Origin of the sequence: Pectobacterium sp. S5, assembly GCF_051707265.1 — a bacterium.
Classification (GTDB): Bacteria; Pseudomonadota; Gammaproteobacteria; order Enterobacterales; family Enterobacteriaceae; genus Pectobacterium; species Pectobacterium polare.
Window position 1 is genome coordinate 325,047 of the sequence record NZ_JAULSZ010000004.1, and the last position, 13,109, is coordinate 338,155.

The window sequence follows — 13,109 nt, forward strand, 5'->3', positions numbered from 1 at the left end:
CATTGGTCTACTAACGTGCTGGGTATGACAGCCAACGCACATGCAGCGTGAAGTATGCGGCTACGCCGTGCTTCCCGCGCAATCTGGAGAGAGTAATCCATCACTATGAATGCCAAACGTATCCGAGGCCTGCTGGTACTTGCCGCCGTTATCGCTATTGCCGTACTGATCTGGCGCCATTTTACCCAGACGCCACCTGCCGCCCCCGGCACGAGTGAGCAGCACGCCGCCCGTACGTCACATTCGGGAAGCAACAGCAGCGGCGGTGGACGCCGTGCCGCCATGCGCACGCTGGCCCCCGTGCAGGCGGCGCTGACGCAATCCGCTTCCGTGCCCTATTATCTGTCCGGTTTAGGCACCGTGACGGCGGCCAATACCGTGACGCTGCGCAGTCGGGTGAACGGTCAGTTGATGGCGTTGCACTTTCAGGAAGGGCAGCAGGTTAAGGCTGGCGACTTACTGGCAGAAATCGACCCTCGTCCTTTTCAGGTTGAGCTGACGCAGGCACAGGGACAGTTGGCAAAAGATCAGGCCGCACTGGCTAACGCCCGGCAGGATTTAGCGCGCTATCAGCAGTTGGTGAAAACCAACCTGATCTCCCGTCAAGAGCTGGATGCGCAGACCGCCGCCGTTCGTCAGGCGGAAGGGACGCTAAAAGCCGATGAAGGTGCCGTAGCCAGCGCACAGCTCCAGTTGGATTACAGCAAAATCACCGCCCCGATCGGTGGTCGAATCGGCTTAAAGCAGGTTGATGTGGGGAATTACATCACCAGCGGCGACACCAACGGCATTGTCGTGATTACGCAAACGTACCCTATCGATGTCGTCTTTACCGTGCCAGAAGCGGAAATCTCTACAATCCTGAGCGCGCAGAAATCAGGTCAGCCGCCCGTGGTGGAAGCCTGGGATCGCGCCAATCAGAAGATACTTTCGCAGGGCATCCTGCTGAGCATGGATAACCAGATCGACGCCACGACGGGCACGATCAAACTCAAAGCGCGTTTTGACAATCTGGACGATGCCCTGTTCCCGAACCAGTTCGTGAATATCCGTATGAAGGTCGACACGCTGAAAAACGCCGTCGTCGCGCCGTCCGCCGCCGTACAAATGGGCAATGAAGGCCGCTTCGTCTGGATTTTGAATGATAAAAATGAAGTGAGTAAGCGTCAGGTGACCACCAGCATTCAGTATGGCCAGCTGGTTGTGGTGACCGCCGGGCTGGACGCCAATGTTCAGGTCGTGACTGACGGTATCGACCGCCTGACCGAAGGGGCAAAAGTAGAAATCGTACCTTCAGCGCTGACGGAGAAAACGCCTGCCATCGCTGGGGAGAAATCCTGATGCAGGATACCGTTCCAGCCAGCGGCGGTGGGCCGTCACGCCTGTTTATTCTGCGTCCGGTCGCTACGACGCTGCTAATGATCGCCATTCTGCTGGCCGGTATTATCGGCTATCGGGCGCTGCCAGTTTCTGCCCTGCCCGAAGTCGATTACCCGACGATTCAGGTTATTACCCTGTATCCCGGTGCCAGCCCCGACGTGGTGACTTCCGCGATTACCGCGCCGCTGGAGCGGCAGTTCGGCCAAATGTCAGGGCTGAAACAGATGTCGACGCAGAGCGCAGGCGGCGCATCCGTTATCACGCTTCAATTCCAGCTTGAGCTATCGCTGGACGTTGCCGAACAGGATGTGCAGGCCGCCATCAATGCAGCCAGCAACCTGCTGCCTAACGATCTGCCCTATCCACCGACCTACAGCAAAGTGAATCCGGCGGATCCGCCGATCATGACGCTGGCCGTCACCTCCAGCGCTATGTCGATGACGCAGGTGCAGGACATGGTGGACAACCGCATCGCGCAGAAAATCTCGCAGGTGGCAGGCGTCGGACTGGTGTCGTTAGCCGGTGGGCAGCGTCCGGCGGTACGGGTAAGGCTGAACGCGCCAGCACTGGCGGCGTACGGCTTGACCAGCGAAACGATCCGCACCGCGATTACTGCTGCCAACGTGAATTCCGCCAAGGGGAGTCTGGACGGCCCTACGCGCTCGGTCACGCTCTCCGCCAACGATCAGATGAAATCCGTTGATGATTACCGCAAGCTGATTGTCGCGTGGAAAAACGGCGCGCCGGTGCGGCTTCAGGATGTCGCAACGATTGAGCAGGCAGCCGAGAATATTCATCTCGGTGCCTGGGCGAATCGGCAGCAGGCGATCATTATCAACGTTCAGCGCCAGCCGGGTGCCAACGTCATCACGACGACAGACAGTATTAGCAAGATGCTGCCCGCGTTGAAAGCCAGCCTGCCGAACTCCGTCGAGGTCACCACGCTGACTGACCGTACCACCAGCATTCGTGCCTCGGTGAAAGACGTCCAGTTCGAGCTGCTGCTGGCTATCGCGCTGGTCGTGATGGTGATTTACCTGTTCTTGCGTAACGCCGTTGCTACGCTGATCCCCAGCATTGCCGTGCCGCTGTCGTTGATTGGCACCTTTGCTGCGATGTATTTTCTCGGCTTCTCCATCAATAACCTGACGCTCATGGCGCTCACCATCGCCACCGGTTTTGTGGTGGATGATGCCATCGTGGTGATTGAAAACATCGCCCGCTATATCGAAAAAGGGGAAAAGCCGCTTAACGCGGCGCTGAAAGGCGCGGGAGAAATCGGCTTCACCATTATCTCTCTGACGTTTTCCCTCATCGCCGTGCTGATCCCGCTGCTGTTTATGGGCGATATCGTTGGACGCCTATTCCGCGAATTTGCCGTCACGCTGGCGGTGTCTATCCTGATTTCCGCCGTCGTGTCGCTCACGCTAACGCCCATGATGTGCGCCCGAATGCTGAGCCATCAGTCGCTGCGTAAACAGAACCGTTTTACCCGCGCCAGCGAACGTTTCTTCACTCGCCTGATTGATGCCTATGGCGTCTGGCTGCGCAAAGTGCTGAACCATCCGTGGCTGACGCTTAGCGTCGCGTTGGGTACGCTGTTGCTGACAGTTTTGCTCTATATCTGGATCCCGAAAGGCTTCTTCCCGATACAGGATAACGGCATCATTCAGGGCACCGTGCAGGCACCGCAGACGGTCTCGTTCAGCAATATGGCCGACCGCCAGCAGCGCGTCGCGTCTATCATCATGAAAGATCCGGCGGTGGAGAGCGTGTCCTCGTTCATCGGCGTTGACGGAACGAATGCCGCGCTAAACAGCGGCCGACTGCAAATCAACCTGAAACCACTTAGTGAACGCAGCGAACGTATTCCAGAGATCATCAGTCGTTTGCAACAGCAAACGGCACAGATCCCCGGCATCCAGCTGTATCTGCAACCGGTGCAGGATCTCACCATCGACACTCAAATCAGCCGCACGCAGTACCAGTTTACCTTGCAAGCGATGTCGCTGGACGAGCTGAGCCAGTGGGTTCCCAAGCTGATGACCGAACTGAAAAAGCTGCCGCAGCTAGAAGATGTCAGCAGCGACTGGCAAGACGGCGCGGCGGTCGCTTATGTCAACGTGAATCGCGACAGCGCCAGCCGTCTGGGCATCACGATGTCACAGGTCGACAGCGCGCTGTACAACGCCTTTGGTCAGCGACTGGTTTCCACCATCTATACGCAGGCCAGCCAGTATCGCGTGGTGCTGGAGCACGATACGACGAACAACACCGGTCTGGACGCGCTGAATGACGTGCGCCTCATTAGCAGCGACGGCGGGACGATTCCGCTTAGCAGCATTGCTACCATTGAGGAGCGTCAGGGGCCGCTGGCGATCAACCATATCGACCAGTTCCCGTCGACGACGATCTCCTTCAACGTCGCGAAAGGCTATGCGCTGGGCGAAGCGGTTGATGCCATCACACAGACCGAGCAACAAATGAACCTGCCGGCGGATATCACTACCCGTTTCCAGGGCAGTACGCTGGCGTTCCAGTCGGCGTTGAGCAGCACCGTCTGGCTGATCGTGGCGGCGATTGTCGCGATGTACATTGTGCTCGGCGTGCTGTACGAAAGCTTTATTCATCCGATCACCATCTTGTCTACGCTGCCCACGGCGGGCGTCGGCGCACTGCTGGCGCTGATGATGGCGGGGAATGAGCTGGATGTGATTGCCATTATCGGGATCATATTGCTCATCGGGATCGTGAAGAAAAACGCCATCATGATGATCGACTTCGCGCTGGCGGCGGAGCGAGAACAGGGCATGAAACCGTATGACGCGATTTATCAGGCCTGTCTGCTGCGTTTCCGGCCGATTCTGATGACCACCATGGCGGCGCTGCTGAGTGCGCTGCCGCTGATGCTGAGCACCGGCGTCGGCGCGGAGCTACGCCAGCCGCTGGGGATCTGTATGGTCGGCGGTCTGATCATGAGCCAAATCCTGACGCTGTTTACGACACCGGTTATCTACCTGCTGTTTGATCGTCTGGCGACGCGTTTCCGCCGTGCGCCGCGTCAGGAGGAAGAAACCGAGTGAAGTTCTTCGCCCTGTTCATCCACCGCCCCGTCGCCACCCTGCTGCTGACGCTGGCCATCGCGCTCTGTGGCGTATTGGGTTTCCGCCTGTTGCCAGTGTCACCGCTGCCGCAGGTGGATTTCCCGGTGATCTCGGTCAGCGCCTCGCTGCCCGGTGCCTCGCCGGAAACCATGGCTTCTGCCGTCGCCACGCCGCTGGAACGCGCGCTCGGCAGGATCGCAGGCGTTAGCGAAATGACCTCCGCCAGCTCGCTCGGCAGCACGCGCGTCATTCTGGTGTTTAACCTCGACAGGGATATCAACGGCGCGGCGCGTGATGTACAGGCGGCCATTAACGCGGCACAAAACCTGTTGCCGTCCGGCATGTCCAGCCGCCCGACCTACCGCAAAGTCAATCCGTCCGACGCCCCCGTCATGATCCTGACGCTGACCTCGGACACCTACAGCCAGGGGCAGCTGTACGACTTTGCGTCTACCCAGCTATCGCAGAAAATCTCTCAAATGGAAGGCGTCGGCGATGTCTCCATCGGCGGGAGTTCACTCCCTGCCGTACGCGTCGCGCTGAATCCGGTGGCGCTGTTTAATCAAGGCATTTCCCTCGATGAGGTACGGCAGGCTATCGCGCAGGCAAACGTGCGTCAGCCGCTGGGGAATGTGGAAAACAGCCAGAAAAGCTGGCAGATACAAACCAACGATGAACTCAAAACCGCCGATGCCTACGCGCCGCTGATTATCCACTACAACAACGGCGCTGCCGTCCGCCTGAGCGACGTCGCCACGGTAGAAGATTCGGTGCAGAATTCCCGTAACGCGGGGATGGCAAACTCGAAGCCTGCGATTCTGGTGATGATTCGACGCGCGCCGGATGCCAACATTATTACCACGGTAGACAATATCCGCGCCGCGATGCCGGAGCTGCGCGCCAGCCTGCCTGCCGAAATACAGCTGGATGTCGCGCAGGATCGTTCGCCCACCATTCGCGCCTCGTTGGCGGAAGTCGAGCAGTCGCTGATTATCGCCGTCGCGCTGGTTATTCTGGTCGTCTTCCTGTTCCTGCGTTCCGGCCGCGCCACCGCTATTCCGGCACTGGCCGTCCCGGTATCGCTGATCGGCACCTTTGCGGCGATGTATCTGTGCGGCTTTAGCCTGAATAACCTGTCGCTGATGGCGCTCACCATCGCCACCGGCTTCGTGGTGGATGACGCCATCGTGGTACTGGAGAATATTTCCCGCCACATCGAAGCGGGCATGAAGCCGCTACAAGCGTCGCTTCAGGGCGTGCGCGAAGTGGGGTTCACCGTCTTGTCCATGAGCCTGTCGCTGGTTGCGGTGTTCATCCCGCTGCTGCTGATGGACGGCTTGCCGGGGAGGCTATTCCGTGAATTCGCCGTCACACTGTCAGCGGCGATCATGATTTCGCTGCTGATCTCACTCACGCTCACGCCGATGCTGTGTGCACGACTGCTGCGCGCCGTGCCCAAACGCAGTCAGCCGCGCACCCGTGGTTTTAATCGTGTATTGCTAGCTATGCAACAAGGCTATGGACGCTCGCTGAAGTGGGTACTCAACCATGCACGCTGGGTGTTGCTGCTCCTGCTGGGCACCATCGCGCTCAACGTCTGGCTGTATATCAGCATTCCGAAGACCTTCTTTCCGGAACAGGATACGGGCCGGCTGATGGGCTTCATTCAGGCCGACCAGAGCATTTCTTTTCAGGCCATGACGGTGAAACTCCAGAACTTCATGACCATTGTCAGCAGCGACCCGGCGGTGGATAACGTGAACGGGTTTACCGGCGGATCACGTACCAACAGCGGGTCGATGTTTATCTCACTTAAGCCATTGTCCGAGCGAGATGTGTCGGCACAGCAGGTGATCAGCCGCCTGCGCGTCAAGCTGGCAAAAGAACCCGGTGCCAACCTGTTTTTAATGCCGGTGCAGGATATTCGTATCGGCGGGCGGGAAGCGAGCGCCGGGTATCAGTACACGCTGCTGTCTGACGATTTGAGCGAGCTGCGCATCTGGGAACCCAAGATTCGTGCTGCTTTCAGCAAACTGCCTGAGCTGGCCGATGTGAACTCCGATCAGCAGGATAAAGGCGCGGAAATGGCGCTCACCTACGATCGCGATGCAATGGCGCAGCTTGGCATCAGCGTCTCTGCCGCTAACGCGCTGCTCAATAACGCCTTCGGACAGCGTCAGATTTCGACCATTTACCAGCCACTAAACCAATATAAGGTAGTGATGGAAGTGGACGACGCCTACACGCAGGACGTCAGTTCACTGGACAAGATGTTCGTGATCAATAACGAAGGTAAGCCCATTCCGCTCTCTTACTTCGCCAGTTGGAAGCCGATCAACGCCCCGCTGTCGGTGAACCATCAGGGACTGTCTGCCGCCTCGACGATCTCTTTTAACCTGCCGGAAGGCACCGATCTGTCCAGCGCGACGGCGGCGATAGAAAGAACCATGACGTCGCTGGGCGTGCCATCAGCGGTACGCGGCCAGTTCTCCGGTACCGCGCAGGCGTTCCAGCAGTCGCAGTCTTCCCAGTTGTTGCTGATTCTGGCGGCGATTATCACCGTGTATATCGTGCTCGGCGTGCTGTATGAGAGCTACGTGCATCCGCTGACGATTCTGTCCACCCTGCCCTCGGCGGGCGTGGGCGCACTGCTGGCGCTGGAGTGGTTCGGTGCACCGTTTAGTCTGGTGGCGCTGATTGGCATCATGCTGTTGATTGGGATCGTGAAGAAGAACGCGATCATGATGGTGGATTTCGCGCTGGTGGCACAGCGCAGCGGCGGGTTGAGCGCGCAGGACGCGATTTTCCAGGCCTGCCTGCTGCGTTTCCGCCCGATTATGATGACCACGTTAGCCGCGCTGTTTGGCGCACTGCCGTTGGTGCTGACCAGCGGCGACGGTGCGGAGTTGAGACAGCCGCTCGGCATCACGATTGTCGGCGGGCTGGTGATGAGCCAAATCCTCACGCTATATACCACCCCGGTGGTGTATCTATTTTTCGACAAGCTGAGGAATATTCGGCGCAAAGCACCGGGGAAGGATTTGTCACTGTCGTGACGGAATAGGAATAGGATTAGCGTTAGCTATCTAATTAATATGCTATTTATGGGGATATTTCGTGCGCTTAACGTTCACTGTTTTTCTAGTAGCGCCCCGAACGCGCCCGACCAAGGGCGGCTCAATTGCCGTCGCCCTTGGAACCCTGGCTTGTGGCGCTAAATTGTACCGCTACGCGGTGCCTTCACCGAAAGCCGTCTCTTTACGGGCCGCCAGTGACGCGCTCCCGGCGCGGCACTGTCTTTCGTGGCGTCCATGCCACTCACCCGTGAGCCAGCTTCCGTCTCAGTACAATTTTTTACGCCAGGAAAAAATGTTAAGCACACGAAGTAACAGAAAAGGAATATATAGCTCGCAACGTACTCCCACCTTGGCGTAAATGATGCTGAGGAGAAGATGATCTCTCGGATGAGCGGCAGGACGCCGCGAAAGCCGCTGCCGCGTCGGGAACGCGTCAGCGGCGGTCCGAACAAGAGAGCATTGACGACGAAGGAATCGCGAAGCGGCATCATTTCCCGCCAAACAGCCTGGGTTCACAGGGCGGCGGCGACTGAGCGCCCCTGTGTCGTGCGCATACAGAAAGCATGCAGAGAAAAATAAATGTTAAGCGCACGAAACCTCTCCGAGATAATAATATTCGTGCTTTGAGAGCACCATGCGAAATGTGAGGACACCACCGACTATGCCCAATGTATTCAACAATCCAGAGGGTCAGGGAATATGACCCAACCGGCTTCCGTCCGCTGGCAGCTCTGGATTGTTGCCTTTGGCTTCTTTATGCAGACGCTGGATACCACCATCGTGAATACCGCGCTGCCTTCGATGGCCGCGAGTCTGAATGAAAGCCCGCTGCATATGCATTCGGTGATTGTTTCCTATGTGCTGACCGTTGCGGTGATGCTGCCTGCCAGCGGCTGGCTGGCCGATCGCATCGGCGTGAAGAACATCTTTTTCACCGCGATTCTGCTGTTTACACTCGGATCGCTGCTGTGCGCCCGTTCGGAAACGCTGAATGAACTGCTGGTTTCCCGCGTCATTCAGGGTATTGGCGGCGCGATGATGGTGCCGGTTGGCCGGCTGACGGTGATGAAAATCGTTCCGCGCGATCAGTATATGGCGGCGATGACATTCGTGACGCTGCCCGGCCAGATTGGCCCATTAATGGGGCCAGCCCTCGGCGGCTTTCTGGTGGAATACGCCAGCTGGCACTGGATCTTCCTCATCAATCTGCCTGTTGGCATCATCGGCGCGCTGGCCACCTGGTTCCTGATGCCCAATTACACCATGCGGACGCAGCGCTTTGACATCAGCGGCTTCCTCTGGCTTGCCGTCGGTATGGCTACGCTGACATTGGCGCTGGACGGCAACCGCAGTCTGGGCATTCCGCCGATTGCCATTTTTGCGTTAATCACCGTCGGGCTGATCGCGCTATTGAGCTATTGGCTGCACGCTCGTCACAACAAACGGGCGCTGTTTAATCTGCATCTATTCGACACGCCGACCTTCTCCATCGGCCTGAGCGGTGGGCTATTGGCGCGCATCGGCAGCGGTATGTTACCGTTTATGACGCCGCTGTTTTTACAGTTGGGAATGGGATTCTCTCCGTTCCACGCCGGCCTGATGATGGTGCCAATGGTGCTAGGCAGCATGGGAATGAAGCGGATCGTGGTGCAGGTCGTTAACCGACTCGGCTACCGCCGCGTGCTGATTGTCTCCACGCTGCTGCTGGCGCTGGTCACGGCGCTGTTTGCTCTGGTTGCGCTGATGAAATGGATCTGGATGATCCCGATTGTGCTGTTCTTCCTCGGTACGGTGAACGCCGTTCGCTTCTCCACCATGAACACGCTAACACTGAAAGATCTGCCGGATACGCTCGCCAGCGGCGGGAATAGTCTGCTGTCGATGACCATGCAACTGTCCACCAGCCTCGGCGTCAGTATCGCAGGCATTCTGCTCGGCATGTTTTCCCAGCCGCACATGGCGGCGGGCAGCGGAGAAACGCATATGGTGTTTATTTACACCTATCTCAGCATGATCGTCATCATCGCCCTGCCCGTGTTGATTTTTAATCGCGTCCCGACGGACGGCGTCAAGCAGTCCACGCTGCCGCGCAAATCGTGAGGTTGTCATGAAATTCGGAATCACCGCCAAGCTGTTTCTCGCGATATTCGCCACCTGCATGCTGGTGCTGATTACTATGCACTGGGGCGTGCGCGCCAGCTTCGAGCGCGGCTTTATCGACTACATTAAGCGCGGCAACGAACAGCGGGTCACGCAGCTGCGCGATGCGCTGGCGGAGCAATATCAGCTGCACGGCGACTGGTCATTCCTGCGCAACAATGAGCGTCTGGTGTTCAAAATGCTGCACTCGCTGGACCAGAACAACGACACCGACAACAGCATGCAGGGGCTGCGAGTGCGCCTCTGGGTGCTGGATACCAGCAAACGCAAGCTGTTCGGCTCTCCGGCACCAATCCCGAATGAAGGGACCTGGCAGCCGATTCAGGTACAAAATCAGACGGTCGGCTGGATTGTTGCCTCGCCCGTTGAACGCCTGACCCGCAACGCCGACATCAGTTTCGATCAGCAGCAGCAGCGCACCAGTTGGCTGATTGTCGCACTCTCTACGCTGCTCGCGATTATCGCCACCTGGCTGACCGCGCGCGGCCTGCTCGCGCCCGTCAAGCGGCTGGTCAGCGGTATGCACAGTTTGGCCTCGGGCGATTTTAGCACCCGAGTGACGGCAAGCTCGCACGATGAGCTGGGCAGGCTGGCGCAGGATTTCAATCAGCTTGCCATCACGCTGGAAAAAAACGAGCAGTCTCGCCGCGCGTTTATGGCTGACGTCTCTCATGAACTGCGCACGCCGCTGGCGGTGCTGCGTGGCGAGCTGGAAGCCTTGCAGGACGGCGTGCGCAAGCCCGACTCACACTCTCTGCATTCGCTCCAGTCTGAGGTCACGACGCTCACCAAACTGGTGGACGACCTGCATCAACTCACCCTGTCCGATCGTGGGGCGCTGGCCTACCGCAAGGCGTCTGTGGACGTGGTGCAAATTCTGCATATTGCTATCGCCGCGTTTCATGAACGTTTCCAGAAAAAGCAGATTACGCTCACCACCGATTTACCCGCGCAGGCGGGCGTCTTTGGCGATCCAGACCGGCTAAGTCAGCTGTTTAACAATTTGCTGGAAAACAGTCTGCGCTACACTGATGAGCAGGGTCAGTTGACCATTACGGTTATTCAGCAGCATAAACGCTGGGCGATTATCTGGCAGGACAGCGCCCCCGGCGTGACCGACGAGCAGCTCACGCTGATTTTCGAGCGTTTTTACCGTGCGGAAAGTTCGCGCAACCGCGCCAGCGGCGGCTCCGGTCTGGGGCTGGCTATCTGCAATAATATCGTTGAGGCGCATAGCGGACGGCTGTATGCTGAACATTCGCCATTAGGGGGAGTGATGATTACCATCGAGCTTCCCTTGCACGAACCTGATTAAGATCGACTCCCGACACCGAAGATAAGCAGAGCTATGACAACCGCACCCGATTTCGCTATGGCATCACCGATTCTGATCGTCGAAGATGAGCCCAAATTGGGACAACTGCTGGTGGATTACCTTCAAGCAGCGGACTATGCCACACATTGGCTGCCCAACGGCAATGAGGTCGTCGAGTGGGTGCGGCAGCATTCCCCTTCCCTCATTTTGCTGGATTTAATGCTGCCGGGCTGCGACGGCCTGACGCTCTGCCGCACCATCCGCCAGTTTTCCAACGTGCCGATTATCATGGTCACCGCCCGCAGCGAAGAGATCGATCGCCTGCTGGGACTGGAAATTGGTGCCGATGACTATATTTGTAAGCCCTTTAGCCCGCGCGAAGTGGTCGTGCGCGTCAGAACGCTGTTGCGCCGCTGCGGCTGGCAGAATGACGGGCTGAAAACCGTCGAGAAAACCGAAACGGCCCTGTTGATTGATAAAAGCGGCTTTCAGGCCAGCTATCTGGGGCAGAATCTCGATCTCACGCCGGCGGAGTTTCGCCTGCTCAAGACGCTTTCCACCGAGCCGGGCAAGGTATTTTCCCGCGAGGCGCTGCTGGATAAGCTCTACGACGATTACCGCGTCGTGACCGACCGCACCATCGATAGCCACATCAAAAACCTGCGTCGCAAGCTGGAACAGTTGGACGAAGAGACCTCATTTATCCGCACGGTATACGGCATCGGCTATCGCTGGGAAGCCGCGCCCTGTAATGAGGTATAACGCCCACCGCCTTATGATGTTATGGAGACCATGTTGAACGGACCAGACCCTGATAACCGCTACCCCATGGCCGGTTTCCCCCAAGTGTGTTTCATCAAGAACATTGTCACCAACCCGAATATTGAAATTGGCGACTACACCTATTATGACGATCCCGATGGCGTGGAAAATTTCAAGCAAAATGTGCTCTACCACTATCCGTTTCTCGGCGATAAATTAATCATCGGTAAGTTTTGCGCTATCGCGCGTGGCGCAAAATTTATCATGAACGGGGCCAATCATCGGCTTTCCGGCCTGTCGACTTACCCGTTTCAGATTTTTGGCAACGGCTGGGAAAAAGTGACGCCCAAGCCCGGCGATCTGCCTTACAAAGGCGACACGATCATCGGCAATGATGTCTGGATTGGCTATGACGCGCTGATCATGCCCGGTATCCGCATTGGAAATGGCGCCATCATTGCGTCACGCGCCGTGGTCACCACCGATGTGCCCGCTTATACGGTCGTTGGCGGCAATCCGGCCAAAATCCTGAAGCCGCGTTTTGCGCCGGACGTCATCGAGGCACTGGAAACGCTGTGCTGGTGGGACTGGCCGATAGAAAAAATCACGCGTCATCTGGACATCATCGCAGCTGGCGATGTTGCCGCACTGCAAGCTGGCCATCTGTCCGAATAACCGTCTTCCATTTCACACCCATTCATTACACACGAAAAAGAGGCTTTCACGACAATGACTGCGCTATTTTCCGAAACCACCAAAATCGAGACACCTCGCCTGCTGCTGCGCCCGCTTTATCGTGATGATGCGCCAGCGCTGTTTGTCTTTATGTCCGATCCGGTTGTGATGCGCTTCTGGAACCATCCGCCCTGGCAACACATCGAGCAGGCGCACGACGCGATTGACGAATACTGGAGCGCGCTGTGCGCAGGGCAGCACATGAAGCTGGGTCTGGAAGTTAAAGAAAGCGGCGAACTGATCGGCACCTGCGTGCTATTCAACCTTGAGATTGAGTCTAAGCGCGCCGAAATCGGCTACTGTCTGGCAGCGAGTGCGCAAGGCAAAGGCTATATGGCGGAAGCGCTCTCTGCGCTGCGGGATTTTGCCTTTGAAACGGCGGGGCTCAGTCGACTGGAAGCCGAAATCGATCCCCGCAACGTGGCTTCAGCCCGCTCGCTGGAACGACTGGGATTCACGCAGGAAGGGCTACTGAAACAGCGTTGGATCGTCGACGGCGAGGTGTCCGACTCTGCGCTATACGGTCTGCTGGCGGCTAAACGTTAGCCAACGCCTTCCCAGTCTGGTCAAAAATAC

Annotated in this window: 8 protein-coding genes; all 8 read left to right on the plus strand. The window is 57.7% G+C overall.

Annotation, left to right across the window (positions count from 1 at the left end):
- Window positions 1–105 precede the first annotated feature (105 nt).
- The 8 genes from QWJ20_RS16310 (at window position 106) to QWJ20_RS16345 (ending at window position 13,079) form a co-directional block, all read left to right on the plus strand.
- A complete protein-coding gene (locus tag QWJ20_RS16310; protein ID WP_433993019.1) occupies window positions 106–1,341 on the plus strand; it encodes an MdtA/MuxA family multidrug efflux RND transporter periplasmic adaptor subunit in 1,236 nt (411 codons plus the stop codon).
- The gene (locus tag QWJ20_RS16315) at window positions 1,341–4,463 is read left to right on the plus strand and encodes an MdtB/MuxB family multidrug efflux RND transporter permease subunit (RefSeq protein WP_275209652.1); all 3,123 of its coding nucleotides are present in this window, start codon (window positions 1,341–1,343) and stop codon (window positions 4,461–4,463) included. Before QWJ20_RS16310 ends, QWJ20_RS16315 begins: the two co-directional genes overlap by 1 nt.
- Window positions 4,460–7,540, plus strand: a complete 3,081-nt coding sequence (gene mdtC / locus QWJ20_RS16320; protein ID WP_433993020.1) for a multidrug efflux RND transporter permease subunit MdtC — start codon at window positions 4,460–4,462, stop codon at window positions 7,538–7,540. The genes QWJ20_RS16315 and mdtC overlap by 4 nt, the downstream gene beginning before the upstream one ends.
- A 720-nt stretch (window positions 7,541–8,260) precedes the next feature.
- The gene (locus QWJ20_RS16325) at window positions 8,261–9,661 is read left to right on the plus strand and encodes an MFS transporter (protein ID WP_120358643.1); all 1,401 of its coding nucleotides are present in this window, start codon (window positions 8,261–8,263) and stop codon (window positions 9,659–9,661) included.
- 7 nt (window positions 9,662–9,668) lie between these two features.
- A complete protein-coding gene (gene baeS / locus QWJ20_RS16330) occupies window positions 9,669–11,036 on the plus strand; it encodes a two-component system sensor histidine kinase BaeS (protein ID WP_174871608.1) in 1,368 nt (455 codons plus the stop codon).
- 33 nt (window positions 11,037–11,069) lie between these two features.
- On the plus strand, window positions 11,070–11,798 hold the full coding sequence (gene baeR, locus QWJ20_RS16335) for a two-component system response regulator BaeR (protein WP_174871609.1): 729 nt from the start codon (window positions 11,070–11,072) through the stop codon (window positions 11,796–11,798).
- A gap of 30 nt (window positions 11,799–11,828) precedes the next feature.
- A complete protein-coding gene (locus tag QWJ20_RS16340) occupies window positions 11,829–12,473 on the plus strand; it encodes a Vat family streptogramin A O-acetyltransferase (RefSeq protein WP_433993021.1) in 645 nt (214 codons plus the stop codon).
- Between the two features lie 54 nt (window positions 12,474–12,527).
- The gene (locus QWJ20_RS16345) at window positions 12,528–13,079 is read left to right on the plus strand and encodes a GNAT family N-acetyltransferase (protein ID WP_075278253.1); all 552 of its coding nucleotides are present in this window, start codon (window positions 12,528–12,530) and stop codon (window positions 13,077–13,079) included.
- The last annotated feature ends 30 nt before the right edge of the window (window positions 13,080–13,109 follow it).